Genomic DNA, 25,578 nt, shown 5'->3' with positions numbered 1-25,578 from the left:
TTTAAGATTTTATACTTCCTCCCATCAAGATGAAAATGCAAAGGGCGGAGGGGAATCGGGAGACTCCTGCGGGAAGAGAGTGCTTGGTGAGACCCCACAGGACGAAAAGTCCGAGGAGGCTCACCGCGCTCCCGCGGAAAGCGAGTGATTCCCCGCAGCCCCTCCGCACATATCGATATAAACTATTGAACTTTTATGTCCTTATTTTGAAGACTAATTATCAACAATCAACTTTAACAGAGCCTTTAATTAGGGCTTGAAAAATTCAAATGACCCCGCATTATTGAAAGGTTAGCGGACTGTTTCCCCTTACCTCCTAAATAGACATTAGTATCAAGCGGATGATCCTTAGGGATAATTGCCATAATTATCACCGCCTGCTTTTCGATTCTTCACGAGTCACCTGCCATTGCTTTTCGGCTAAACTTCTGATGTGAGGGTCCGCTTTTGTTTTTCTAGAGTTTAATACTAAAGAGAAATTTTTTACCGCTTCACGATAATTACCGATACGCCTTTCCAATTCGCCGATGATATAAAGGACTTTGTACGAAGGCCATTCCGGGCGGTCGAGGGGTTCGACAAGGTAAGCTTCTCTATATGCATCTCTAGCTAGAGATGAAAATCGAAGCACTTGATCTTCATTATTCAAATATCGGTGGATCCACATGATTCTCATATAAAGACCAGCTAAAACACTCGCTTCTTCATTCTTTAAACGGGCACTGTAGACGGCGAGTTTCAATGTCTTCAAAGCATCTTCATGAGTACGTACCCCGCCAAAATCTTTATAATTCCAACGACTTACTAAGTGTTTATTAAAATCTTTTCTCTCTTGAGGACTAAATGACAACGAAAAGTTTTCAGTATGTGAGTAACCACACTTTGAACAAACATGTACATGATACAACGTCGGGTTGTATCGTTCTTGTTTATAAAGGGTGAAAAAATCCGTATCTATAGTAGTAGGAATTATGTATCGCGATCGAATCTTGGATGTCGTATATTCATAGTTACAAAGAGGGCATTGGACTGTTTTTTTATAAATGGGATTAATGGAGGGGGGCGAAATCTCAGACACATCCTTTCGAACTAATCCTATTATCCTATAAAGAGCTTTACTTCACAATGTTTACGACTGGAATTTTGTGTATACGTTTCATCATACTATTTGATAAAGGTGGATTGGGTTAGTATACTGGAATTAATGAATGGAAAGGAGAGGCTCAGGATGATTCTTAATATAACGGACGCAGCTAAACACCAAATTACTGAGATGATGAAAGAAGAGGATAATGAAAACATTCGCCTTCGTTTTGGTGTGAAAGGTGGGGGCTGCAGTGGATTATCTTATGCGATGGGCTTCGAAGATGAAATAAACGAAGAATTGGACCTTCTAGAGGAATCCAATGGCATTCCTGTAGTTGTAAATAGACAAGATGCAGCAATCATTGAAGGAACGACAATTGATTTCAAACAGAATATGATGGGTGGCGGATTCACAATCGATAATCCGAATGCCATCGTGTCCTGCGGCTGTGGATCTTCTTTCAAAACAGCGACGAATGCTGGTGCACCCGATCCGAACTGCTAATCGCATAATTTTCAACCTTCCTGTCAAAGGAAGGTTTTTTATTTTGGTTTTAACATGAGGACAACCTTTTTTTCCATATAATTAAGGGAAGATGGAATGGAGGGACACCATGAAGCAGATGTTGAGACAATGTTTATCCATGGATGAATACAGAATAAGTGCAATTATTGTCGGTTTTTTTATCACGTTGGGTGTAACCATGTATAAATATGCCGTAACAGGAATCATTGATGAAACGGTAAGCAATTTATTGCTGACGTTTATCTACATCATTGCCGCAATACAAGTGACGAACCACGTGAAAGAATATGCTGTGTTTAAGAATACAGCTCATCTTCAAAGAAGAGAAGACTCTCCTCAAAAGGATTAGGAACAAGTACTTTTGTTTAATAAGCGGATTTTTGCAGTATACGAAGCAACCAGGCAGTAAGTTTTTACAAAATATGTAATGTACAATAAATGTGCATAATAAAAACGCTCAGAAATTAATCTGAGCGTTTTTAAAATAAGATTATGTCTGAAGATTTCCATTAAGAAAACATGCTTGTAGAGTGTTTCGGCTGAACTCTGGCATCCGGGTCGATGTAGTTCTTTGCATTGTTGACGGCTGTAGGACCTTCACCAAATCCAGAAGCGATCAATTTGACTTTACCTGGATACGTACAGATGTCTCCAGCAGCATAAATTCCCTTGATGTTCGTTTCCATCTTAGAGTTGACAACGATGCTGTTCTTCTCGATTTCCAGTTCCCAATCTTTGATTGGTCCAAGAGAAGATATGAAACCGTAGTTGACGATCAGGTCGTCCACTTCGACAGTTTCCGTGCGATCTCCTTTGACTTCTTTCAATTCCACTTTTTCAACACGATCTTCACCGATGAGCTGATCCGGTGTGAATGGTGTCAAAATATTGACGTTGGAATTTCTCAACTGAGTGACACTATGTTCATGTGCTCGGAATTTATCACGTCTATGGACAAGAGTCACCTGTTTAGCAATGGGTTCGAGCATTAGGGACCAATCCACAGCTGAATCGCCTCCGCCGCAAATCATAACGTTTTTATCTCTGAAGCGGTCCATATCACTGACATGATAATGAAGGTTGGTATCTTCATATTTTTCTGTCCCTTCAATCTTAAGCTTTCTTGGCTGGAAAGCACCATTACCGGCAGTGATGATGATGGTTCTTGTATAATGTATTTCTTTATTGGTCGTCAACTTGAAGGTTTCATCTTCGAGGCGCTCCACACTCACTACTTCTTGTTCAAGGGCTACAGTAGGATCGAATGCCATTGCCTGCTCCTCCAAGTTGTCGACAAGCTCCTGTGCTCTTACACGTGGGAACCCGGCTACATCAAAAATGTATTTTTCAGGATAAAGTGCAGAAAGTTGGCCGCCAAGGTGAGGAAGGCTTTCGATAATCTTCACACTTGCATCTCTCATTCCACCATAAAAAGCGGTGAACAAACCGACAGGGCCTGCGCCGATGACTGTTATATCATATATTTTATCACTCATAGTTTTCCTCCTGTTCAAATTGTCACTATCGTCCATTCTATCATAATTTTTTTACAGATGGGAATGCTACGGATGTGGTAAATCCTCTAAAAGAGACGGCAATTTTTCCATTATTTCGATAATATATTATGGGTTGAAAATGGCGGTAAAAAAGTCTAAGATGAAGTTAGACAATATATTACGTATTTGTGACAATTTCAAATAGTATTCGACAGGCTTTTTTTTATGTGTTTTTGTGTGAAACCAGTCACAAAGGTTCGTTATCGTATTATAAAAAACTACGAGATGGAAGTGATTAATCATGAAGAACCCTAACATTGTCATCTTAGGCGCAGGGTATGGAGGAATTATGACAGCTGTCAAGCTGCAGAAAAGTCTTGGTGTAAATGAAGCTAATGTAACATTAGTGAATAAGCATAGCTATCACTATCAAACCACTTGGCTGCATGAGAATGCTGCAGGGACGCTGCATCACGACCGTACACGCATTCAGATCAAAGATGTGATCAACACAAGCAAAATTAATTTCATCCAGGATTCTGTAACTGAAATCAAACCGGATGAAAAGAAAGTCATCCTTGAAAATGGAGATTTATCTTATGACTATCTAGTTATCGGACTAGGCTTTGAAGCTGCTACATTCGGTATTCCTGGACTTAAAGAGCATGCGTTCACTATCGGAAGCATCAACCAGGCACGCTTGATCCGTCAGCACATCGAATACAATTTCGCTAAATACAACAATGAAGCAGACAAAAAGCAAGAGCGTTTGAACATTGTTGTAGGTGGTGCTGGATTTACAGGTATCGAATTTGTAGGTGAGCTTGCGAATCGCGTTCCTGAACTATGTAAAGAGTATGATGTACCGCGTGAAAATGTCCGCATCATCAATGTCGAAGCAGCTCCTACGGCTCTACCAGGTTTCGATCCTGAGCTGGTAGAGTATGCGATGAATTCTCTAGAAGCTCGTGGAGTGGAATTCAAGATCGGTGCGATGATCAAAGAAGTCACTGAAAACAAGCTGGTATTTGAAAAGGACGAGCAGCGTGAAGAAATCCCTACGAATACAGTGGTGTGGGCAGCTGGTGTCCGCGGTAACTCTATCGTAGAAAATGCCGGTTTTGAATCCAACCGTGGCCGTACTCCTGTAAGTGATGAACTCCGTCCTAAGGGGTATGATGATGTGTTCATCGTCGGAGACTGCGCACTTCTATTCAATGAGGAAACAGAACGCCCTTATCCGCCGACAGCACAAATTGCTATCCAGCAAGCAGAGCATACAGCTGCAAACTTGACTAAATTGGTGAGAGGGGACAACCACTTGGAACCATTCAAGCCTGATTTGAAAGGTACAGTCGCTTCTCTAGGTCATGACGATGCGATCGGTGTCGTATTTGATGATAAGAAGCTGTTCGGATGGTCTGCTTCTGCAATGAAGAAAGTCATTGACAACCGCTACCTTATGAAATTGGGTGGACCTGGTTTAGTCATGAAAAAAGGTAAATTGAATTTCTTCCATTAATTCTGATTTTAAGCAAAGGCAGTCTCGCTGTCTTTGCTTTTTTATTTGGCTTTCTCTTTCTTAATGCAACTGTTGAACGATAGCTTTTGATAAGAGGTTGGTAGTTTTAAAAAACGACTCACTCTGCCGGGACAGCTTCTAAAGCATACAGTCACCCAGAGTCTCCAACCTAATCAGCTTGCGATTTTGAAAGATCAATTATAGAATGAAATTTGGATAATTTTTTGTAAGGCAGTTTTAGGAGGAACATTTTTGAATATTGTACAGTTTATTGTTTCCATGTTGTTATTTTTTGTCTTATTCTTTGGCATTTCTTTTCTATTGAATATGATTCTGCGCTCTTCATGGATTATGTCTTTCGTATATCCGGCGATCATATTGCTGATCGTGGATAACTTTCCATTCACGACATACTTTTCAAGTCCTGGAGAAGCCTTTCCTACAGTTTATAACCAATTGATCAATTTGCAGATTGTAGATATTTTCATTTTGGCAAGTGGTTTTGCGGGTACGATCGTGGCTGGAATCGTTATTCGGTTCTTGAGAAAAAGTGGATATCAAATGTTCTGAGTCAAACGCTGCAAAAGACGGTCTACGTCATGCAGCGTTTTTTTGTTTGTTTAAGGCTCTGATATTGCTTGGTGTTGTTATTTCACATGTGGGCTCATATCAGCTCTTTCTGTCCTGGAATTTGTGTGAGGCGGCCTTTTAGAATGACTCCCTTTCCGTGGGGTACCGTGAGCCTCCTCAGGCTGCGCCTTCCAGGGTCTCACGATGTACCTTTATCCCACAGGAGTCTCGTCATTCTAAAAGGCCGCCTCTTCAAAGTAGAAAGGGCGGAAAGGCCATTAACGAAGTTCGGTACTCCAACTACGAACGGACTGTTTTCCCTGCCATCCCATGCTCTGAGTGATTAACAGACCGGACCCCTAATTCCAGACGGAGACTATTTAGTAATCGTTTAAAATATCAACAACAGACTTTAACAGAACCTTTTTTAAAGTCCGGGAAACATAAAAAGGTATAAAAGGAACGAGCTTGGACATGATTACACCTAGAGGTGATTTTCATGAAAAAGCATACGAAAATAGTTTTCTTGATCCTTTTTGTTCTGGCTTTTTACAGTACTTTCTCTAACATATCGAATCTATCGCTGACAGACTGGGACGAATGGATTGCTGCTAAATTTCATAAGGAATCATTAGACGGAGCGGAGATGAATGGGAAAGGTGTAGACTTGGACACTAAGTCATTGAACATCAAAAATGCTCAACAGACATATGTGTCGAGCTCTACAGTTGAAGCTGTACAAACGCTCGCTGAAACGTTGGACTTATCCTCATATCCTAAACATACGGTGACAGCAACGGGATATACAGCAGGGTTTGAATCGACCGGTAAAAACCCTGGTCATCCGCAATACGGAATTACCTATTCGGGTGTCAACGTTAAGAGAGATTTATACTCTACAATTGCAGCTGACCTAAGTGTTTTTCCGATTGGTACTGTGTTGTTCATTCCTGATTATGGATATGGTGTTGTTGCAGACATAGGCGGAGCAATCAAGGGGGATAAGCTTGATTTATATTTTCCTACAGTTACTGATGTTTTTGAACAGTGGGGGAAGAAAACGTTGGATGTTTATGTGATTGAAAAAGGAGACGGAAGCTTGACAGAAAACGAACTTATTAAACTGAATGAGAACGAATCGTTGCAGGTATTCCGCTCTCAAATGATTCCAAACTAACAAAAGACCTCCTTTATGGAGGTCTTTTTGATTTATATTCAGGTTCTGTTAAAGGGTGGGGTTGATACTCTCGGTTTTATAAAACTTGTTTGACAGAAATGGATTTGGTGCAGGGCCTTCGGGGAAGGGTCCGCTTTCCTGCGGTGGAACCGGCAAGCTTCCACCTATTCACTCACAAAAGGCTTTAAACGAATAAATCAACACTAAACATTAACAGAGCCTATATTTAAGTAATTAATCTTAATAAATCCAAGTGTGAAGTAAAAAAGTAAGTAAAATTCCGGTCAGTCCGCCGAAGAAAACTTCAATGGGCTGATGGCCGAGAAGTTCTTTCAATTCTTCTTTCTTTTGGTATTGTTCTTTGTTTCCCCAATCTTTTGCTTCATGAACGAAACGGTTGAAGTCTTTCAGTAACAAGTTAAGCATGATTGCTTGTTCACCGGTCTGCCTTCTCACCCCGGTAGAATCAAACATGACGATGATCGAGAAAACACAGGCAACGGCAAAAATAGGAGAATCGAACCCTTGTTCAATCCCTACACCAGTAGCAAGAGCGGTTACGGCTGCGGAGTGGCTTGAGGGCATACCACCTGTACTGAACGCGAGACTTGGGTTGAAGTGCCTTGAAGCGATGAAATTGATCGGGATTTTTACGACTTGTGCAAAGACGATGGAGGCGATAGACGCCCATAATGGGAAGTTATGTAGTAAATCTAGCAACATGGTGACATCCTTTCCGTTAAGGGTGGCGGTAGTATTAGAGTTGATTATTTCTTCAAAGTACCGTCATTATAACACATTCCATATTGCTTAGTGGTAAGGAAAGAAAAACACATCATATTTCTGTATACTGTTGGATGGAGGTGGATTGTATATGTTTGAAATACGAGAAAATGTTATTCATAAAGGAGAGACGGTGCTGATAGGTCTCTTTAATGAAGATGTAGAAAATCAAAAAGATTTTTATCGATTGAACAATCAAATGGATGGTCAATTGAAGGTGTACATAGACGAAGGAGATATCTCAAGCGGATATAAAGTAGTGTCAAAATTTCTCCCATTAAAGGAAGATGGGCCGAAAAGGATTTATGTGCTCGGGTTAGGAGCTAAAGCCGAAATTACAAAGGATAAGTACCGCAAGGCATTAGGTTATGCCTTCAAAAAAATCTTATCTGATAAAGTAGACCTTTTGACAGTGGCTTTTGAAAGTATGGTGAGTGACGAGGTCGCTTATGAAACAGCAGCTGAAATTCTTGCCGAAGCCCTGGTTTCTTCCACTTATCAACTCCCTACATTTAAGACAGACCAGAAGGATCCAGTGGAATTTGAAAAGGTCACTCTGGCTACGGATCAGGATGAAGAATCTTTGGAGTACTCTTTGAATAAAGGGTTGAGCTTGGGAAACGGAGTCAATACTGCGAGATACCTTACTCACCTGCCTGCGAATGTTCTGACTTCAACTGAGATGGCCGAATTTGCAAAGACGCTGGCGGAGGATTATGGTTTTGAAATCGACATTCTGGAAAAAGAAGATATGGAGCGTTTAGGAATGGGCGCTTTACTGGCTGTCAATCAAGGTTCCACTGAGCCCCCTAAATTGATTGTCTTAAAATATCAAGGTTTAGAGAAATGGGAAGATGTCACGGCGTTAGTAGGTAAAGGAATCACCTATGATACAGGGGGATACTCCATCAAGCCGAAGACAGGGATGCCTGGGATGAAAGGAGACATGGGAGGTGCTGCCGCCGTTTTGGGAGCAATGGATACGATTGGTCAGCTTCAACCCAAAAAGAACGTCATAGCTGTCATTCCATCCACAGATAATATGATTTCAGGAGATGCTTTCAAACCGGATGATGTCATCACTTCCATGTGTGGGAAGACGATCGAGGTATTGAATACTGACGCAGAAGGTCGACTGGCACTGGGTGACGGTATTACTTATGCCAAAAGTCAAAAAATCGATCGTGTATTGAATGTGGCTACCCTCACCGGAGGAGTGGTGACTGCTCTTGGTTCGTGGATGACTGGTGCGATGACAAATGACCAACAGTTTTTCACCGATGTTCAAAAAATAGGAGAGGAAGTGGGAGAGCCGATTTGGCTGCTACCATACAATGACGACTACAAAGCTCAAGTACGAAAAAGTGATATCGCGGACTTGAACAATTCTCCTACTCGCAAAGCGCACGCTATAATGGGAGGGGCTTTTGTAGGTGAATTTGTTGGAGACACTCCTTGGATTCACTTGGATATTGCAGGAACTTCCATTGCAGATGGAGCACATGACCTGGGCCCTAAAGGCCCGACGGGGGTTATGGCAAAAACATTAGCCTCTTATGTGATGAAATAGAGGAAAACACTCAAGCAGATGAATGCTTGAGTGTTTTTCATTTTGTCTTTGTTAAAGTCTGTCGTTGATATTTTAAATGATTTCATACCAGACTACTCTCCGGGGGATTGTGTCGGTCCGTTTTGTTATCGGAGTGTGGGAGGGAAGGGAAAACTGTCCGTTTTCCGGGGGGAACGCTTAAGCCTCCTCGAACTTTTCGTTCCCCGGAGTCTGACCTTGTTCCTTATTCCCGCAAGAGTCTACCTGTTTTCCCTTCCTCCCATTCATAGTTAGTGTAACGGATTTTGATTACACTAAGCATTAACAGATACTTCATATTAGCCTTTTTTGTATTCTCACTAGGTAGATACCCTGTCATAACAACATGACCTGTATACAATACATGTAAACAGATATCGGGAGGCAGTGGTCTTGTATACAGAGGAAAATGAGGCTTGCGACCGATCAGAAGAAAAGCTTAGAAGCTGGCAGCGCCATATCGGAAAAGTGGTTGATGTGTATTCGAGGTGCCATGTGTATAGAGGGAAACTGGAAATACTTACAAGTGAACATGCAATCATGAGTGTCGGAGAGAGATTGATTTCTATTGACTTCTCTTTAATAGAAAGAGTGGAAGATAAAAAAGACACCCCGAAATAGGGTGTCTTTCTTGTTCAGTCTTGAATAGCCGCCTCAAGAGCGACCTCGATCATATCGTTGAAAGTGTTTTGACGCTCTTCAGCAGTCGTTTCTTCACCTGTCAGGATATGGTCACTGACTGTAAGTACAGATAGAGCTTCACGGTTGTATTTAGCAGCCAAGGTGTAAAGGGCAGTAGTTTCCATTTCTACGGCCAATACATTGTATTTAGCGAGCAGGTTGAACAGATCCATTGCCTGGTCACGGTAGAAGCTGTCACTTGTAAAGACGTTACCTACACGTAAATTCAAACCTTTCTTTTCTCCTGCTTCATACGCATTTTTTAAAAGACCGAAATCAGCTGTCGGAGCGAAGTCGATGCCGCCGAATACCATACGGTTCATTTGAGAATCAGTTGTGGAAGTGGATGCTAAGATGACATCACGGACTTTAACATCCTTTTGTAGTGCGCCACAAGATCCGACACGAATCAATTTCTGCACACCATAGCTTTCCATCAATTCATTGATATAGATGGAAATGGAAGGGACTCCCATCCCTGTACCTTGGACAGAAATGCGTTCTCCTTTGTATGTGCCGGTATATCCATACATGCCGCGGACTTCATTATAGCAAGTCGCATCTTCCAAAAAGTTCTCAGCGATGTATTTTGCACGTAGTGGATCGCCGGGTAATAGTATCTTTTCTGCAATATCTCCAGGATTTGCACCAATATGTGTTGTCAATGGAATTACCTCCTATATATCTTTGGACTATTTAAAATTACCACACGCCGCAGTTGTTGACAAATACAGTTGTTTTCTGTTTGGTGGTTGGTAAAATGAGGGAAAGAACTTAATGACAATTCGGATATTATGTGAACAAAGAGGAATATGGTTATAATGGAAAAAAGGTGAAAAAATAATTCACGAACACGATGGAACCCAATTTATTAAAAATCGAATCGAAGATCAGGATTTTAAGGAGTGCAAATGGAATGAATATCTCTATATCCAAACTTCCAGGAATCGGACAAAAAATTTGTTTGAAAACCGGCGAGGATAGTATGCTCGTACTCATTGTTCATCATACCGGAAAACGTGAATTATATTTCTTTGAAGATGCAGACAGTGAAGAGGCTGACTTTTCTATGGACCTTACCTCAGATGAAACACGAGAGCTTGGGGCCCAGTTACTGGGCGCTACTTACCAGCCGGTGGATGCAGATCAATTGAAGATATTCCAGAATCAAATTGTGATCGACTGGGTGGAGTTGAAAGAAAAATCAAGTTTAGCTTTTAAAACTATTGAAGAGTCTGAAATAAGGAATCGGACCGGAGCGACGATCATCGGGATCGTCAAAGGGGATGAAACGATCGCAATTCCCGAGGCAGATACGAGATTACAACCAGGAGATGTCATCATGACGATCGGAAAGCAGGATCAAATCGATACCTTATCCGACTTGTGCAAAGGAGAGGAATGATGGCCGGTGCATGCTGAAGGATTTCCAGCTCTGCTGGGAGCAGGACTTATTCTAATATTTATCTTTTATTTAGGCTTTTTAAGTTTAAAGATCAAAATCCCCAGTGTCATATTATATATCCTCTTAGGAATAGTAGTAGCGGACGTCATACATGAAAGCGAACTGCTGGCTTTTGCCAGTGAAATCGGAATCGTCCTTTTATTTTTCCTATTAGGGTTGGAATTTAATGTAAAAAGACTTGGGGGAATTGCAAAAAAAATATGGCCTTCAGGTTTATTGGATGTGTTTTTAAGTTTAGGCGTCACCACTGGGATTGCATTATTGTTTAACCTCGATTTGTTCTCCAGTTTCTTAATCGGAGGAATAGCATATGCGACAAGCTCTTCCATAACAGCGAAGTTGTTGGATGATCGCGGTCGTATGGCGAATACCGAAACAGAGTTTATTTTAGCCATTCTGATTTTCGAAGACTTGGTCGCACCGATTATCGTCGCCATCCTCTTCGGAGTGAGTGCAGGAGATCATTTCAATACTTTCACCTTCGTCATTCTGGTAGGGAAGATATTGGGCCTTACTTTACTTGCGATCATTTTAGGGAAGACTTTATTCAAAAGATTTGAATCCTTCCTTGATCGTATCGACGATGAAGATTTCAAAATCGCATTGTTGATCGGGATTGCTCTGGCGTATGGGGGCCTTGCTCTTTTCTTAGGGTTATCTGAAGTGTTAGGTGCTTTCCTCGCTGGAATGATGCTTGCGGAAATTGGAAGAATTGAAAAAGTGGAGCAGACGGTGTTCCCTGTAAAAGATTTGATGCTGCCTACTTTTTTCATATATTTTGGGACAACCATTCAATTGGGAGACGGAGTGCCGATGATCGGGCTGTTAGTCATCATCATCATTTGGTCAGTCATAGCAAAGCTTCTTCTTGGAATATTGGGTGGTCCCATGTACGGGATTTCAAAGCGAGCCTCTCTCAGAGCGGGTTTATCCTTGTGCTCCCGCGGCGAATTCTCTGTTGTCATTGCGAGTGTGGCGACAGGGGTGTTGAAGGTGTTCAGTGGTCTATATATTCTGGTTGCTGCATTCGTTGGAATGCTGCTTTTTGAACAAGCCACAAACATTACCAACAAGGTTTACGGGAAACCTGTAAAGAAAAAGAAGAAAATCAAGCTGCCAGGAAGCTGAAAAAGGAGGCGCAAGCCTCCTTTTTTACTTGAAATATTGCTTCTCTAGTTCCTCCAATCGTTCTAATGCGTGTGCATTGAACTCTGTATCTCTTCGCTGCAGCTTCTCTTTTAAACGATCGACGGACTTTTGTAAAGAGTTTTTATAATCAGGTACAGACGATTCTTCATATAAATGAACGGCCTCTTTTTGGATGTTGGCTTTTTCGTTGTAACTCAGGGCTTTCCTTTGGTGGAAAAACACATTCTCTGTTTTTCCCGGGTTATGTAAGTCACCCTGCATTGGATGCTTGTCTACAGCTAATATTTTGACGAGATAAAATCGATTGCGGTCCTCTACGATTTCACCGATATAGATTCCGGATTTGTAATGAGCTTTTACAATCGTACCTTTTTCAAGTTCAGTCATGACGATCCCTCCTATGGCTGAATTATAACAAAAATTCAATTTGTGAAGAAATTTTGAAATCATTATATGGTCTATTTAAATCTGCTATACTATGCCTGAAGGATGTGATGCTCTTATGATGGAATTTTTATATTTCCCTGAAGATAAGTCAGAATATATTCCTGCTGTTCTTACATTATTGCTATTCGTCGTCGGTGCAGCCATTACGATGATTTTAATTATAAAAGCTTCGCAGAAAGAAGAAAAAAAGACGGAAGATCGATCGAATGATGAGAGGAAAGAGCAGGAAGAGTGAATGAACCACGCTGGAGAGTATTCTGGCGTGGTTTTGTCATACATTTAATGGTTATGGGGGATAATACGCTTAGAACATGGTAGAGCGGAGGGAAAAAATGAAATTATGTTGTGGCAGTTTACTCCTGCTGTTCATTGTTTTAAGCGGTTGTTCGAATGATCAGAGGTCTCCATTGGAAACTTCCATCTACAATAGTGAAAATGACAAAATCGGCACGGCTACTTTCACCGAGCGTCCTGAAGGAGTGGAAGTGGCGGTCAAGGTAGAAGGATTGGAACCGGGGGTTCACGGAATCCATATTCATGAGTTTCCAAAGTGTGAAGCTCCTGATTTCAAGAGTGCAGGCAATCATTTTAATCCGAAGTCAAAAGATCATGGCCTGATGAATGCAGATGGAGCCCATGCTGGAGACATGGCTAATATAGAAGCTGACCCTAGTGGGATGGTCGATACGAAACTGATGCTTCCAGAAGCGAAATTAAAAGAAGCCCAAACATCTTTGTTAAGAAAAGAGGGCACATCGATCATCATTACAAGCGGACCTGATGATGGGATGACTCAACCAGCGGGTGATTCGGGTGAACGAGTCGCCTGTGGCAAAATCACCATCAAGGCAGATGAAGATGAGACCAGCGATCCAACAGAACCGGATAAAAAGCAGAAAGAAGAATAAAAAAAGTCTCCCCTTCGGTGGTGACCTCAGAAGTTAGAGTTGAAATTCTAACTTTTAGGGGTCACCACCCTTTATAGGGAGGCTTTTTTATTGAAGTCGATTGACTGCTCTCACAATTCGATCCACTCCATCTTCTATAATTGGCTTCGGAGCTGCTATATTCAATCGCATAAAACCATTTCCTTCTTCTCCGAATGATGCGCCGTCATTAAGACCGACTTTGGCCTCTTTCTGCATGAACCTTTTCAGTTCTTTTTGTTCGAAATTCAGCTCCCGGCAATCCAGCCAAAGAAGGTAGGTCCCTTCAGGAGGAATGACTTTGATTTTGTCTGTTTCTTTGTGCAGGCGATCTGAAACGTAGTAATAATGGGATTCCAACAAATCTGTCAGATCCTCAAGCCACTCTTCCCCGTGTTGATAAGCAGCTTCTAATGCAGTGATTCCAAGAGTATTAAGAAGGAACATTCCTTGGTTGTTGAACTGCTTATCTAATACTTCCCTCACTTTTTTATCCGCTGTCACCACATAAGAAACCTGCATACCGGCTAAATTGAATGTTTTCGTCGGAGACATACAAGTAATAGTGTTTTGACTCGTATGATGATCCAGGCTTGCTATGGGGACGTGAGTGTGGTCTTTAAAAACCAGATCCGCATGAATTTCATCCGAGACGATCAGAACTTCATGTCGGTTACAAATGTCCGCAATCTTGTTCAATTCTTCCTTCGTCCAAACCCGTCCTACAGGATTGTGCGGGTTACAAAGAATAAACATCTTCACGTCATTTTCCTTTATTTTTTCTTCGAAATCATCGAAATCGATGTGATATCGTTCTTCATTAAAAATCAAAGAGTTTTTGACCACATGCCGTCCATGATCTTTTATAACTGTATAAAACGGAGGATATACCGGTGTTTGAATCAAGATGTGATCTCCGACTTCCGTGAGACTTTGAATGATCATGTGTAATGAAGGTATGACCCCTGGACTATATCGGATCCAATCCTGTTCTACATCCCAACCGTGTCTTTTTGAAAGCCAGTCGGTAATGATTCGTTTCGTATTGTCATCAGGCACAGTGTAGCCGAATATTCCATGTCGGACCCTCTCTGTCAAAGCTTCTGTAACGGGGGCTGGAGTTTTGAAGTCCATATCCGCCACCCACATCGGTAAAACTTCCGGATCTTGATAGAAGTGATCCACCATATCCCATTTTACTGACTTCGTTCCTTTACGTTCTATAACCTCATCAAAGCGTCCCATCCTTATCCCTCCTCAAGGTGCTGCTGTATTTTTTTATAATAACCGAAAGGAATCTTTTGATGAATTTTTCTGCTTTGGTAATTCTGATTCAACGACGGTTATGTAAAGGAGCAGTTTAGTGATGCATCTACACTAAACTTCAAGTATGAAAAAGGGTATCCTTTATAAAAACTCTGTTATTGCTTGGTCTTTCTGTCCTAGATCTTGTGTGAGGCGGCCTTTTAGAATGACTCGCTTTCCGTGGGGTACCGTGAGCCTTCTCTTCAAAGTGCCAGGGTCGTAATGGCCGTTACCGAAGTCGGTACACCAACTACGAGCGGACTGTTTTCCCTGCCATCCCATGCTCTGAGTAAATAACGGATCGGACCACCTATACCCAGAAGGAGACTATTTAGTAATCGTTTCAAATATCAACAACAGACTTTAACAGATCCTTTAAAAAAGGCAAAAAAAAAGCAAAGCGAACGTTCGCTCTGCTTCAACAGGGGGAATACGAGAAAGTCTTACGTTATTACTTATTACCGACTTTCATAGATTTTAAACCTATAAATTTTATTTTTTTTGTTGATTTAATTCATAAAGTAGATTCATGGCTTGTAAAACGTCTTTTTCGGAGAAATCCCGGGCTTTTTTCAAGATCAGTTTAGAACTTTTCACACCGATCTCTTCAATCAAATTCTTCAGTTCGTCGTCTATGGTGGTATCATCCTCCTGGAATTCCATTAATTCAGATGCAGGAATATCAAGTACTGTTGATATTTTCAATATGGTATCCAGTTCAGGAGAACGTTCGTTATTTTCATAGCTTTCAAGGGTTTGAACTCCCAGCCTCGCTTTCAATGCAAGTTCTTCTTTCGTAAAGTTTTTATTTTCTCTATTTTTTCTGATGTTATCTCCGATCGTCACTCCGGTTCCTCCTCAAATGACTTTTCTTCATTATATCACGGTTTTTTATGGGAGAGAGTTTTTATCACCAACTATCCAATAGGAGTTTTTGATGAAGTACGACCGAATATGTCATCTGGATTCTGTAAGGACTTTGCTAAATGAGTGAAACTATGATAAAATCATTAATTGCGTGAAAAGAAGCGAATAATATAATTATCAGGAGTTGTATAGCATGTCAGAGAAGTTTCAAGAAGGACAAGTATTAGAAGGTAAAGTTACAGGAATTCAGCCATACGGTGCATTCGTTGCACTAGACGATCAAGTACAAGGTCTTGTGCACATTTCAGAAGTGACTCACGGTTTTGTAAAAGACATCAACGAGCACCTGTCCGAAGGTGATGAAGTTCAAGTTAAGATCTTGAATATCGATGAAGAGAGCAACAAATACTCTCTATCCATCCGTGCAACGCAGGAAGCACCAAAACGTCCTCGCAAACAAGCAGCTGCACCTAAACAACAGCAGCAAGAAGATACTGCAGGATTTAACACACTTAAAGATAAATTGGAAGACTGGATCAAACAGTCTGACGATCGTGAAAAATTCCGCAAATAAAGCGAATGAATTTTTAACGGACCCTGTCTATGGACGGGTCCGTTTTTTTATTCTACAGATTCTGCAGTTCGATCACTATATTCGGCTGCTGGGTTGAAATATAGGGAAATGGCAATGAGTCCACTGATACCGACTAGTGTATAAATCACTCGTGCGAGTGCTCCGCTTTGTTCACCACCGCCAAACAAACCAGCGACGAGATCGTATTGGAATAATCCAATCAACCCCCAGTTGACCGCACCGACAATGACTAACAACAAGGCTACGCGTTGAAACCAACTCATTCTAACCCCTCCTTTTTTAAAAAATGAAAACTGCAATTTTAGCTTCCACAACCTTGCTCGAAAATATTCCTACAGCAGATTCTTTGAGTATTAAAAGTCAATCATGGATAATATAACTCGAGAGTTTAGATGAGAGGAGAATGAAAATGGAAAAATTCACTTTTTATAATCCGACAAAGTTAATATTCGGTAAAGATCAAGTTCAGCAGCTTCCAAACCAAATCCCTGAAGGCACGAAGAAAGTGCTTCTTGTTTACGGTGGAGGAAGCATTAAGAAAAATGGCGTTTATGATCAAGTCATGGAACAGTTGAATGAAGCAGGTGTTGAAGTCCATGAACTTTCCGGCGTTGAACCGAACCCTAAACTGACGACGGTTCATGAAGGGGTGAAAATTTGTAAAGAAGAGGGCATCCACTTCCTACTAGCTGTGGGAGGAGGAAGTGTCATCGACTGCACGAAAACCATCGCGACAGGTGCTAAATATGACGGAGATGCCTGGGATCTTGTAACGAAAAAAGCGACACCTAAAGATGCGCTTCCTTTTGGTACCGTTTTGACTCTGGCAGCTACTGGTTCAGAGATGAATGCAGGGTCAGTCATCACTAACTGGGAAACCAATGAGAAGTATGGATGGGGGGCACCTCCATTCACCAACCCTAAATTCTCCATATTGGATCCACAGAACACCGTAAGTGTTCCTAAGGATCAAACCATTTATGGAATTGTGGATATGATGACTCACATGTTTGAGCAGTATTTCCATACTCCGACACAATCTCCTGTACAGGATGAAATGATTGAGGGAGTATTACGGACAGTCATTGATACAGCTCCTAAATTGTTAGATGACCTGGAATCTTATGAGCATAGAGAAACGATTCTATATGCAGGAACCATCGCTTTGAATGGCATGCTGCAAATGGGATACCGCGGGGACTGGGCAAGCCATAACATCGAGCATGCTGTTTCCGCCGTGTATGACATCCCTCATGCAGGTGGTCTTGCGATTCTATTCCCGAACTGGATGAAGCATAATTTATCCGTTGACGAAAAGCGTTTCGCTCAATTAGCGACCAACGTATTCGGGGTAGAAACAGAAGGGAAGTCTGACCGTCAGGTAGCAGAAGAGGGGATTGAAGCTCTACGTTCCTTCTGGACTTCCATTGGAGCGCCAGAAACCCTTGAACATTATGAAATCGGTGACGAGAAGTTCGATGTCATCGTCGATCGTGCTATGAAACGTGGGCCATTCGGAAACTTCAATAAACTCGAAGCAGACGATGTAGAAAAGATCTTAGAAATGTCCAAATAAAGAACTAGGAGACCCGGAATAACCTTTTTCGGGTCTCTTTTTATATGTATGCGTTTGCAATTCGGGGTTTACTTGATTATGGAGTTTTGATTCGGTAGAGTAAAAAAAGGATCAGTAATTTTATCGAAAAAATGGAGGTAAATAAATGACACACGTTCGTTTTGATTATGAAAAAGCATTGCCGTTCTTTGGGGAACATGAGCTGGATTATATGCAGGGAGCTGTATCCTTAGCTCACGAAGCGCTTCATGAAAAGAAAGGGGCAGGCAGCGATTTCCTTGGGTGGCTTGATTTACCGGAGGATTACGATCAAGAGGAATTCTCCAGAATTAAAAAATCTGCTGAAAAAATCAAATCTGACTCTGATGTTCTATTAGTGATCGGTATCGGAGGTTCATACTTAGGTGCCCGTGCAGCTTTAGAGATGTTGAACCACAGTTTCTACAATGAATTATCTTCTGATGACCGCAGCACACCTCAGGTTTTCTTCGTAGGAAACAGCATCAGTGCGCCGTATATGAATGAACTATTCGACCTTTTGAAAGATAAAGACGTATCTATCAATGTCATCTCTAAAAGTGGTACAACAACGGAACCAGCGATCGCATTCCGTATTTTCCGTAAGTTCTTAGAAGAGAAGTACGGACAAGATGAAGCGCGTAAGCGTATTTATGCAACCACTGATAAAGAAAAAGGGGCGTTGAAAACATTAGCTTCTGAGCAAGGTTATGAAAGCTTTGTCGTTCCTGATGATGTCGGCGGACGTTATTCTGTGTTGACTGCTGTCGGCCTTCTGCCAATTGCAGCAAGCGGAATCGATATTGATGAGATGATGAAAGGTGCTCAAGCTGCTCGTACAGAATTGAGCTCAGATAACCTATCTGAAAACCCTGCCTATCAATATGCAGCGGTCAGAAATGTTCTTTATAACAAAGGTAAGACGATTGAGATGTTGATCAACTATGAACCTTCTCTGCAATACTTCTCTGAATGGTGGAAGCAGCTATTTGGAGAAAGTGAAGGAAAAGATCAAAAAGGGATTTTCCCATCATCTGCCAACTTCTCTACGGACCTTCACTCTCTTGGTCAGTATGTACAGGAAGGACGTAGAGACTTATTTGAGACAGTGTTGAATGTTGAAACTCCAGATTCTGACATTACAATTGAAGAAGATGATCAGAACTTGGATGGCTTGAATTATCTAGCTGGTAAGACAGTCGATCAAGTCAATGAAAAAGCATATTTAGGGACCATGCTTGCTCATACGGATGGCGGTGTTCCTAACTTGACGATCCACCTTCCGAAGCGTGATGCATACACATTTGGTTACCTTGTGTATTTCTTCGAAAAAGCATGTGCCATCAGTGGGTATCTTCTAGGAGTCAATCCATTTGACCAGCCAGGTGTCGAAGCGTACAAGAAAAATATGTTTGCACTGCTCGGTAAGCCCGGCTTTGAAGAAGAAAAAGCAGAGCTCGAAAAACGCCTAAATCAATAATTGGTAAGAATAAGCACCTCAGTTCATCCAGAAAATGGATGAACTGAGGTGCTTTTATTTGGGCAGACTAGACGAAAAGGAGTGTGGTAGTATGATTTCTTTATCGTCCTCAATCACTGGCGGTGTTTATACTTTTAATGATGTAGAGCAGGAATTGAAGCCTATAGGTTTCAAACTTTCTGATAACTGGGATTATGAGCACGGATACTTTGATTACAAAATTGCAGACGAAGTCGGGTATCAATTTTTAAGGCTGCCGTTCGTCATCAAATCAGGTTCACTCGATGCCCCTGCTGATTATGCAACGATTGAAATGAAGGAACCGTTTTTACTTTCACATAAATATAATCCAGGACTTGATGACAACGTCAGAGAAGGAAATATACGTGCAATCTTTGATCAATTCCAGGAACCGGTCGACAAAGATGCTACGTTCCCGGAAAAGTATATCAGTACGGGACGGGAAGTTTTAGCTCAAGTAGAGCAGGTACTAATGCCGAAACGGAGTGAATAACACGAGGGCTTCTCCTTTTTGGAGAACCATCTCAGGACGAAGATCAAATGTCACCTTGTCCTCTTTTCGTACCCCAATGACCTGGCAACCATCTTTAAGATAATATTCGAGAGCTTGTAGAAGTGGCTTTTCTTCAAGCTCTTTTGGTATTTCTGTTTCATGAAACTGTCTGGAAGTCAGCAATTTCAATAAAAGGTCAAATGGCTGTACAGGATCTTTTTTGTATAATTCCTGATAAAAAAGACTACTCATGAAGTCATTGGAGCGTATGACGGTATCTGCACCAGCGCGTTCGGCATTGATCCTCTGTCTATCCGTTAAAACTTCCGCGATGATGAACAGGTCGGGGTTGTGCCCTTTCATCGCGACGATTTGATGGATGACGGACTGATCGGATTGCTGCTCTTTTTTAGATGGATCGGCAGTAATGACCGCCATGCCTGCCTGTTTTACATTCGCTTTTTCCAGTGTAGTTTCTTCAGTAGCATCTCCATGTATGAAGTGGACATAGGACAATCTTTCATAAAAATGATTCATACTGCGATCGATCAAAACGATTTTTTCCTGCAGGTTCTCGCCATCAATTCTATCAATCAACTGTCTAGTTCTTTCATTCCAGCCTACTAATACAAGGTGGGATGATCCTCGATAGTCCACTTCCCCGCTGGTCAGTGCTTTTTCATGCCTTACAGTGGTAGAAGAGAGCATAGCCATATAAAAAGTTACCAATCCACCGCCTGCTAAGATCAGCAGAATTGAAGTTATTTTTCCAGGGAGGCTGAGTGGTACATAATCTCCATAACCCACGGTGGAACCTGTTACAAAAGCCCACCAAATGCCATCAAACAAGGTAGGGAAACTATTCGGTTCAAGGAGGTGGATGATGATTCCGAAAAGAGTCATCATGACCATTACCGTACCTAATAAACGGATTACGAGCGGGACTTGGAAGTATAAGCGGATCCAGTGCTGCATCATGAATGCCCCTTTTTATTCTTCAGTATGTATCAAAAATAAGAAATTCAAACGATGGAAATCGTTTTACATCCTAAGGCTTAATATTAATAAAGCTGCCTTCTAAGCCCACTTCTACTTTCATCTCTATCTCAAAGTACAGTCTTATAGAATATGGTTTATAGTTGAGAATGAGTTTTTAAATTACTGGTGATTGGGAAACAATAAGCCTTTATAAGGAATAAAAAACCAAATCGAATGAAACACCGAATAAACAGACGTTTAGAATCCATATTTGTTATGATGAAAGAGACTGAAGAGGAGGAATTGATTATGGAACAAGAACGTATGGATTTTTTAATGGAGCTTCTACAAACACCATCGCCATCCAGTATGGAGATGCAGATTCAAAAACGATGGATCAAAGAAATGACACCATATGCGGATGAGATTCGCACGGATCATGCCGGGAATGCCATTGCTGTACTTAACCCTGAAGCTGAAGTGAAGGTATTGCTGGCCGGGCATTGTGACGAAATTGCACTCGTTATCAATCGGATCGATGACCATGGGTTTTTACATTTTGACAAGATGGGAGGAATCAATCCGAAAGCGGCTGTTGGAATGAAGGTGACAGTGCTTGGTTACGAAAAGACGATGACAGGAGTCGTCGGAGTGAACGCTCAACACCATGGGGGGTTGAAAGGAGACTTTGGTCTTGATGATTTGTTCATCGATTGCGGTGCAAAGTCTAGAGAAGAAATGGAAAAGTTCGTTCAAATCGGAGACCTTGCTGTTTATAAACGTGAACCAGAAATCATGATGGATCGCTACATAGCAGGCAGAGGATTGGATAACCGCACCGGTCAGTTTATTGTCGGAGAAGTGCTGCGTAGACTATCTGAAAAACAATTGAACGTGGGTGTCTATGCAGCCAGCACAGTGAATGAAGAAACCAATATGGGCGGCGCTTATTTCGCTGCAGCGGGAATCGAACCGACGATGGCGATTGCATGTGACGTTACTTTTGCGACAGATTATCCTGGAGTAAATAAGAATAAGTATGGAGATATCCGCTTAGATGGCGGTCCAGTATTAGCAAAAGGCGCACCGATCAATCGAAAAATCAACCAACTATTAGAGAAAGCCGCAAAAACTTTGGAGATGGATGTTCAGTATGAACTGACTCCAAGAGTGACTGGTACAGATGCTGATAAAATGCGATTGACCGGTAGAGGGGTTCCTGTAAGCTTAGTTTCCCTCCCTCTTCGCTATATGCATTCACCTGCAGAAACCGTCAGTATCAAAGACATGGAAGAAGAAATCGATCTATTAGTTGAAATGATTGCGACTATGACTGGTAATGAAAGCTTGAATCCGCTTGACGATTAACACAAGTCCCCGGAACTTATGAAGAAGTTTCCGGGGTTTTTTGTTGGATCTCTCTCGTTTAAAAATTCTTATCATAGGAAAGCCTAGGGAAGAATATATTTGATTTTAGGGAGGGATCTTTATGGATAGGGAAACGTTGCATCAAAACATTCTTACATTAAAAGGGAAAATATGTTCCGGCCAAATACAATATAATCAATTTGAAGATCATCTGACTCCTCATTTAGATGCCGTGAAATTGAAGGAAGATGGGATTGTAGATGAAAGTACAATCTCCCAGACACTTCGTATTCTACTGGATTCAGTGAACAGGCCATAAGCACTCTCAGGGTGCTTTTTTATTTTGGTTTTTTTCGATTTTATACTTTTTGGGTGGAGCATATACCTTTGGTACATCTAATGGTTCAAACATTTTTATTGCCAAACGTGTTCCCTGAATATAAAATAAGAATACAAATACATATCGATTCCATCTTCGGGGCAGGGTGAAATTCCCGACCGACGGTAATGAATGAGAAATCATTCTAAGTCCGTGACCCGTGAGGTTTATCCAAACGGTGGACCTGGTGAAAATCCGGGACCGACAGTGAAAGTCTGGATGGGAGAAGATGTCGAACGAAGCAGGTAGGTGAAGTGTGTTTTCTCTGCCTCTAGTTTCCTATGGATCTAATTCCCACCCTAAAGCCCTTATTCAGCTTTAGGGTTTTATGTTTCCAAGGGACGTTCAACCTTCATCTGGGATGTGAATCGATAATAAAGATGAAGGAGGAGATTGATGATGAATCCATACAAAGGTCAATCATCAAAATTAATGAAACTGATTATTATAGCATTGCTGGGAAGTATATCGATGGTGTTGATGCTGTTGAATTTTCCTTTACCGATGCTTCCACCCTATTTGAAAATCGATTTCAGTGAAGTGCCGGCATTAGTTGCAGCTATTTTATTCACGCCGATGGCTGGAGTAGCGGTCGAGGGATTGAAAAATTTAATGTATATGATTTACACAGGTGCTGCAGACCCGATTGGGGTTCTTGCTAATTTCACAGCTGGAACCTTATTCGTAGTTCCCGCAGCTATGATTTACCATAAATTTAAAACGAAAAAGTCACTGATTTCCGGTCTGATTGGAAGTTCAGTGATCATGACAATCGGTATGAGTGTGTTGAACTTCTTTATCATTCTTCCTGCCTATACCTGGTTTATGGGATGGGAAACGATGAGTGCGAACTTGAAGCTTGGGACGATTGCTGCCGGTATCCTTCCGTTTAATTTAGTCAAAGGTTTGATTGTCAGCCTCATGTTCATCGCTTTATTCAATAAGTTACAGCCATGGATCAAACAAAAGCGGATGTCGTCTTCGAATGCTGCATAGCTGAATGAAAAACGGATATAAAAAAGATGGCCACGTATCAAAGCGGCCATCTTTTTTTATTTTTTATTGTTTTCAAGTTCCCCAACGTTGAATCTTGCTGTCGGCATTGCTTCTAAACGTTCTTCAGGAATCGGTTCACCTGATTTTTCACTTAATCCGTATGTGCCTTTTTCCATTCTTCTTAAGGCATCATTGACCTCCATGAGCTTTTCTCTTGCTTGTTCATAAAGGGTCATCTCTTTTTCCCGCTCAAATTGATCGGTTCCCTGATTGCCGGGGTGATCGGCTACACTGGAGATTTCGCCGGTTTTATCATTGGGATAGTCTTCTTTAGCCCGATCATCCCTGTATTGTTCTAAATCGTTCTCTGCTTCCTCTTTCATTTTTAACAGCTGTTTTTTTAAGGATGCTTTTTTCTCTTCGGTCAACATATCATAAGCTCCTTTCTGTTTAGAAACTGCGTGGGTTGTTGTTACCCTTGATCTTTCTTCGGGACAACACCGATGGTGCATCTGGAGATGGATATGAGGTCTTTACTTTCGTTTTCAATTTTTATTTCCCAAACCATCGTTTTTCTTCCCAGATGAATAGGGGAGGCGTGTGCTGTGACATACCCTTCACGGATGCTTTTAATGTGATTGGCATTGATTTCAATGCCGAAAATCTGTTGGTTCTCTGCATCAGCGTTCAAGTATGCTCCTATGCTGGCAGCGCTCTCTGCAAGAGCCACACTCGCTCCTCCATGAAGGAAGCCCATAGGCTGTCTCGTACGCTCATCAACAGGCATACGGATTTGGACAAAGTCCTGGCGAGCTTCTAAAACCTCCATCCCTAGAGTTTCCAATAAAGTATTTTTTAAAAATGATTCCATAAGTCATCCATCCTTTTAGTTTATTTCCCGCATATTCCAGCCTCAAACCTATAGAAAAAAAGGATGGCATATGACCATCCTTCTTCATAAGTGAATTTTTATCCTATTGGGAATAGTAAATGCAGGACAAGTGATAATCCCAACAGAAGTCCATAAAACGTATTGGTTTGTGCTGTTGCTTTCATGGCGGGCATCATTTCCAACGGTTCCTTCTTATTTATGAACCCCTGGACAGCCTGCCAAGCTTTTTTTACACTAAGCAAGGTGATCAAGGACCAGAAAGGTAAGACATCAAATATAATAAGACCGATTGTAATTGCATAGGCACTGATAAACAAGATGGACAAGAACCTTATAGACCCCACATGACCGAATAAAATGGCAAGCGTTCTTCTTCCATTTTCAGCATCGCCGACACGGTCACGGATGTTGTTGGCAAGTAGTATCGCTCCGATGAAAATGGCTGCTGGAAGAGAAACGAGCACCACTTCCCATGTAATGATCAACGTTTGTATATAATAGCTGATTCCGATGATGACGGTTCCCATGAAAAAGCCTGCCGTAACTTCACCGAATGGCGTGTAGGCGATGGGTAGAGGGCCGCCTGTGTAAAGATATCCGAAAAGCATTGAAATCAATCCGATTACAGCAATCCACCAGCTTGAAGCAATGCAGATAAAAACGCCTAATAGAGCAGCTGCTCCGAAGAAAGTGAGGGCTAGAAGGCGTACGGTTTTGGGTTTTACACCATCACGGACGATCGTGCCGCCTATCCCTACAGAATTTTCATTATCCAACCCTCGGACATAATCATAATATTCATTGAACATGTTGGTAGCCGCTTGAATGAGGATGGAAGCGATCAGCATAGCTGCGAATAACCAGCCATCGATCGATTGTTCCGTCGCTGCCAGCATAGTACCGATGAAAACAGGAACGAATGCTGCTGTCAGTGTGTGGGGGCGAAGCAGACGCCACCATACTTGAAATCCTTCTCGTTCATTCAAGGAAGCTCTCATGTTTTGTTTTGAAATCGAACTCATTGGTGTTCTCTCCCTTGTTAATAACTATACTCTATTCTATCAATATAAGTTTAGGGAAACACCCCATGAGTGTCAATCTATGTAAGAATATGCAATTTAAAGTGGGGATTCCTTGAGTCAAGGGGAAAAAGAGAATAAAATAGAAGAAGGTGCGAGTAAGTACAAGTAGTTT

The 25,578-nt window shown here is 41.6% G+C and carries 31 protein-coding genes and 1 riboswitch; of the genes, 18 read left to right on the top strand and 13 right to left on the bottom strand.

Going from position 1 to position 25,578, the window contains the following annotated elements; all coding sequences use genetic code 11:
• Positions 1-370: 370 nt before the first annotated feature.
• On the bottom strand, positions 371-1,078 hold the full coding sequence (locus tag LCL89_RS10700; protein ID WP_224810104.1) for a DUF2225 domain-containing protein: 708 nt from the start codon (positions 1,076-1,078) through the stop codon (positions 371-373).
• A gap of 150 nt (positions 1,079-1,228) precedes the next feature.
• Here LCL89_RS10700 and LCL89_RS10695 point away from each other — a divergent pair, with 150 nt between their 5' ends.
• Positions 1,229-1,591: a HesB/IscA family protein gene (locus LCL89_RS10695; RefSeq protein ID WP_197317643.1), complete on the top strand. Its 363-nt coding sequence runs from the start codon at positions 1,229-1,231 to the stop codon at positions 1,589-1,591.
• A 109-nt stretch (positions 1,592-1,700) separates the two neighbouring features.
• A complete protein-coding gene (locus LCL89_RS10690; RefSeq protein ID WP_224810103.1) occupies positions 1,701-1,961 on the top strand; it encodes a hypothetical protein in 261 nt (86 codons plus the stop codon).
• A 160-nt stretch (positions 1,962-2,121) separates the two neighbouring features.
• Here LCL89_RS10690 and LCL89_RS10685 read toward each other — a convergent pair whose 3' ends face one another.
• The gene (locus tag LCL89_RS10685; protein WP_224810102.1) at positions 2,122-3,108 is read right to left on the bottom strand and encodes an NAD(P)/FAD-dependent oxidoreductase; all 987 of its coding nucleotides are present in this window, start codon (positions 3,106-3,108) and stop codon (positions 2,122-2,124) included.
• A gap of 301 nt (positions 3,109-3,409) precedes the next feature.
• Between LCL89_RS10685 and LCL89_RS10680 the strand changes: the two genes are divergently transcribed.
• The 3 genes from LCL89_RS10680 to LCL89_RS10670 all read left to right on the top strand — a co-directional run bounded on the left by LCL89_RS10680 (position 3,410) and on the right by LCL89_RS10670 (position 6,377).
• Complete coding sequence (locus LCL89_RS10680; protein ID WP_197317646.1) at positions 3,410-4,630, top strand: NAD(P)/FAD-dependent oxidoreductase; 1,221 nt, start codon at positions 3,410-3,412, stop codon at positions 4,628-4,630.
• A 252-nt stretch (positions 4,631-4,882) separates the two neighbouring features.
• Positions 4,883-5,200 carry a YuiB family protein gene (locus LCL89_RS10675; protein ID WP_224810101.1) on the top strand — a complete coding sequence of 106 codons (318 nt, stop codon included), beginning with the start codon at positions 4,883-4,885 and terminating at the stop codon, positions 5,198-5,200.
• Positions 5,201-5,699: 499 nt separating this feature from the next.
• Positions 5,700-6,377 (top strand): 3D domain-containing protein, encoded by a 678-nt coding sequence (locus LCL89_RS10670; RefSeq protein WP_224810100.1) that lies wholly within the window; start codon positions 5,700-5,702, stop codon positions 6,375-6,377.
• Between the two features lie 240 nt (positions 6,378-6,617).
• Here LCL89_RS10670 and LCL89_RS10665 read toward each other — a convergent pair whose 3' ends face one another.
• Positions 6,618-7,100, bottom strand: coding sequence for a divergent PAP2 family protein (locus LCL89_RS10665; RefSeq protein WP_197317648.1), 483 nt, complete (start codon positions 7,098-7,100; stop codon positions 6,618-6,620).
• A gap of 151 nt (positions 7,101-7,251) precedes the next feature.
• Between LCL89_RS10665 and LCL89_RS10660 the strand changes: the two genes are divergently transcribed.
• Together LCL89_RS10660 and LCL89_RS10655 are read left to right on the top strand one after the other, a co-directional pair.
• On the top strand, positions 7,252-8,730 hold the full coding sequence (locus LCL89_RS10660) for a leucyl aminopeptidase (RefSeq protein WP_224810099.1): 1,479 nt from the start codon (positions 7,252-7,254) through the stop codon (positions 8,728-8,730).
• A gap of 411 nt (positions 8,731-9,141) precedes the next feature.
• Positions 9,142-9,369 carry a hypothetical protein gene (locus LCL89_RS10655; RefSeq protein WP_197317650.1) on the top strand — a complete coding sequence of 76 codons (228 nt, stop codon included), beginning with the start codon at positions 9,142-9,144 and terminating at the stop codon, positions 9,367-9,369.
• A 14-nt stretch (positions 9,370-9,383) separates the two neighbouring features.
• Here the strand turns inward: LCL89_RS10655 and deoD are convergent, their stop codons facing one another.
• Positions 9,384-10,094, bottom strand: a complete 711-nt coding sequence (gene deoD / locus LCL89_RS10650; protein ID WP_197317651.1) for a purine-nucleoside phosphorylase — start codon at positions 10,092-10,094, stop codon at positions 9,384-9,386.
• 191 nt (positions 10,095-10,285) lie between these two features.
• Between deoD and LCL89_RS10645 the strand changes: the two genes are divergently transcribed.
• Both LCL89_RS10645 and LCL89_RS10640 read left to right on the top strand, forming a co-directional pair.
• Positions 10,286-10,834, top strand: a complete 549-nt coding sequence (locus LCL89_RS10645) for a cation:proton antiporter regulatory subunit (protein ID WP_224810098.1) — start codon at positions 10,286-10,288, stop codon at positions 10,832-10,834.
• Between the two features lie 6 nt (positions 10,835-10,840).
• Positions 10,841-12,022, top strand: coding sequence for a cation:proton antiporter (locus LCL89_RS10640; RefSeq protein ID WP_224810097.1), 1,182 nt, complete (start codon positions 10,841-10,843; stop codon positions 12,020-12,022).
• A 24-nt stretch (positions 12,023-12,046) separates the two neighbouring features.
• Here the strand turns inward: LCL89_RS10640 and LCL89_RS10635 are convergent, their stop codons facing one another.
• Positions 12,047-12,430: a kinase-associated lipoprotein B gene (locus tag LCL89_RS10635; RefSeq protein WP_224810096.1), complete on the bottom strand. Its 384-nt coding sequence runs from the start codon at positions 12,428-12,430 to the stop codon at positions 12,047-12,049.
• 115 nt (positions 12,431-12,545) lie between these two features.
• On the opposite strand from LCL89_RS10635, the gene LCL89_RS10630 reads away from it, so the two are divergent.
• Both LCL89_RS10630 and LCL89_RS10625 read left to right on the top strand, forming a co-directional pair.
• Positions 12,546-12,725, top strand: coding sequence for a hypothetical protein (locus LCL89_RS10630; RefSeq protein WP_197317655.1), 180 nt, complete (start codon positions 12,546-12,548; stop codon positions 12,723-12,725).
• Between the two features lie 97 nt (positions 12,726-12,822).
• Positions 12,823-13,398 carry a superoxide dismutase family protein gene (locus LCL89_RS10625; protein WP_224810095.1) on the top strand — a complete coding sequence of 192 codons (576 nt, stop codon included), beginning with the start codon at positions 12,823-12,825 and terminating at the stop codon, positions 13,396-13,398.
• A gap of 87 nt (positions 13,399-13,485) precedes the next feature.
• On the opposite strand, the gene LCL89_RS10620 is transcribed toward LCL89_RS10625, so the two are convergent.
• From LCL89_RS10620 to LCL89_RS10610, 3 genes are all read right to left on the bottom strand, one after another.
• Complete coding sequence (locus LCL89_RS10620; RefSeq protein ID WP_224810094.1) at positions 13,486-14,661, bottom strand: MalY/PatB family protein; 1,176 nt, start codon at positions 14,659-14,661, stop codon at positions 13,486-13,488.
• Positions 14,662-14,924: 263 nt separating this feature from the next.
• On the bottom strand, positions 14,925-15,068 hold the full coding sequence (locus LCL89_RS10615) for a hypothetical protein (protein ID WP_224810093.1): 144 nt from the start codon (positions 15,066-15,068) through the stop codon (positions 14,925-14,927).
• Between the two features lie 145 nt (positions 15,069-15,213).
• Positions 15,214-15,567 carry a helix-turn-helix domain-containing protein gene (locus tag LCL89_RS10610; protein WP_197317658.1) on the bottom strand — a complete coding sequence of 118 codons (354 nt, stop codon included), beginning with the start codon at positions 15,565-15,567 and terminating at the stop codon, positions 15,214-15,216.
• Between the two features lie 214 nt (positions 15,568-15,781).
• Between LCL89_RS10610 and yugI the strand changes: the two genes are divergently transcribed.
• Positions 15,782-16,162 (top strand): S1 domain-containing post-transcriptional regulator GSP13, encoded by a 381-nt coding sequence (yugI, locus tag LCL89_RS10605; protein ID WP_197317659.1) that lies wholly within the window; start codon positions 15,782-15,784, stop codon positions 16,160-16,162.
• Positions 16,163-16,209: 47 nt separating this feature from the next.
• Here yugI and LCL89_RS10600 read toward each other — a convergent pair whose 3' ends face one another.
• On the bottom strand, positions 16,210-16,446 hold the full coding sequence (locus LCL89_RS10600; RefSeq protein ID WP_197317660.1) for a DUF378 domain-containing protein: 237 nt from the start codon (positions 16,444-16,446) through the stop codon (positions 16,210-16,212).
• Positions 16,447-16,592: 146 nt separating this feature from the next.
• Here LCL89_RS10600 and LCL89_RS10595 point away from each other — a divergent pair, with 146 nt between their 5' ends.
• The 3 genes from LCL89_RS10595 to LCL89_RS10585 all read left to right on the top strand — a co-directional run bounded on the left by LCL89_RS10595 (position 16,593) and on the right by LCL89_RS10585 (position 19,771).
• Positions 16,593-17,759: an iron-containing alcohol dehydrogenase gene (locus tag LCL89_RS10595; protein ID WP_224810092.1), complete on the top strand. Its 1,167-nt coding sequence runs from the start codon at positions 16,593-16,595 to the stop codon at positions 17,757-17,759.
• Between the two features lie 145 nt (positions 17,760-17,904).
• Positions 17,905-19,257 (top strand): glucose-6-phosphate isomerase, encoded by a 1,353-nt coding sequence (locus tag LCL89_RS10590; RefSeq protein WP_224810091.1) that lies wholly within the window; start codon positions 17,905-17,907, stop codon positions 19,255-19,257.
• 91 nt (positions 19,258-19,348) lie between these two features.
• Positions 19,349-19,771 carry a YugN-like family protein gene (locus LCL89_RS10585; RefSeq protein ID WP_224810090.1) on the top strand — a complete coding sequence of 141 codons (423 nt, stop codon included), beginning with the start codon at positions 19,349-19,351 and terminating at the stop codon, positions 19,769-19,771.
• Here the strand turns inward: LCL89_RS10585 and LCL89_RS10580 are convergent.
• Positions 19,748-20,746, bottom strand: coding sequence for a potassium channel family protein (locus LCL89_RS10580; RefSeq protein WP_224810089.1), 999 nt, complete (start codon positions 20,744-20,746; stop codon positions 19,748-19,750). The genes LCL89_RS10585 and LCL89_RS10580 overlap by 24 nt on opposite strands.
• A gap of 312 nt (positions 20,747-21,058) precedes the next feature.
• Here LCL89_RS10580 and LCL89_RS10575 point away from each other — a divergent pair, with 312 nt between their 5' ends.
• The 3 genes from LCL89_RS10575 to LCL89_RS10565 all read left to right on the top strand — a co-directional run bounded on the left by LCL89_RS10575 (position 21,059) and on the right by LCL89_RS10565 (position 23,492).
• Complete coding sequence (locus LCL89_RS10575; protein ID WP_224810088.1) at positions 21,059-22,117, top strand: M20/M25/M40 family metallo-hydrolase; 1,059 nt, start codon at positions 21,059-21,061, stop codon at positions 22,115-22,117.
• A gap of 121 nt (positions 22,118-22,238) precedes the next feature.
• Positions 22,239-22,436, top strand: a complete 198-nt coding sequence (locus tag LCL89_RS10570; RefSeq protein ID WP_224810087.1) for a hypothetical protein — start codon at positions 22,239-22,241, stop codon at positions 22,434-22,436.
• Positions 22,437-22,584: 148 nt separating this feature from the next.
• A riboswitch (FMN riboswitch) is annotated at positions 22,585-22,731 on the top strand.
• 161 nt (positions 22,732-22,892) lie between these two features.
• Positions 22,893-23,492 carry an ECF transporter S component gene (locus tag LCL89_RS10565; RefSeq protein ID WP_197317667.1) on the top strand — a complete coding sequence of 200 codons (600 nt, stop codon included), beginning with the start codon at positions 22,893-22,895 and terminating at the stop codon, positions 23,490-23,492.
• A gap of 56 nt (positions 23,493-23,548) precedes the next feature.
• On the opposite strand, the gene LCL89_RS10560 is transcribed toward LCL89_RS10565, so the two are convergent.
• The 3 genes from LCL89_RS10560 to LCL89_RS10550 all read right to left on the bottom strand — a co-directional run bounded on the left by LCL89_RS10560 (position 23,549) and on the right by LCL89_RS10550 (position 25,406).
• Positions 23,549-23,923: a TraR/DksA C4-type zinc finger protein gene (locus LCL89_RS10560; RefSeq protein ID WP_224810086.1), complete on the bottom strand. Its 375-nt coding sequence runs from the start codon at positions 23,921-23,923 to the stop codon at positions 23,549-23,551.
• A gap of 41 nt (positions 23,924-23,964) precedes the next feature.
• Positions 23,965-24,363 (bottom strand): hotdog fold thioesterase, encoded by a 399-nt coding sequence (locus LCL89_RS10555; protein ID WP_197317669.1) that lies wholly within the window; start codon positions 24,361-24,363, stop codon positions 23,965-23,967.
• 98 nt (positions 24,364-24,461) lie between these two features.
• Positions 24,462-25,406: a 1,4-dihydroxy-2-naphthoate polyprenyltransferase gene (locus LCL89_RS10550; protein ID WP_224810085.1), complete on the bottom strand. Its 945-nt coding sequence runs from the start codon at positions 25,404-25,406 to the stop codon at positions 24,462-24,464.
• Positions 25,407-25,578: the final 172 nt, after the last annotated feature.

It is taken from the genome of Halobacillus yeomjeoni (genome assembly GCF_020171525.1).
Classification (GTDB): Bacteria; Bacillota; Bacilli; order Bacillales; family Halobacillaceae; genus Halobacillus; species Halobacillus yeomjeoni.
The sequence above is the reverse complement of the archived record's forward strand: the minus strand, read 5'-3'. Positions and strand labels throughout refer to the sequence as shown.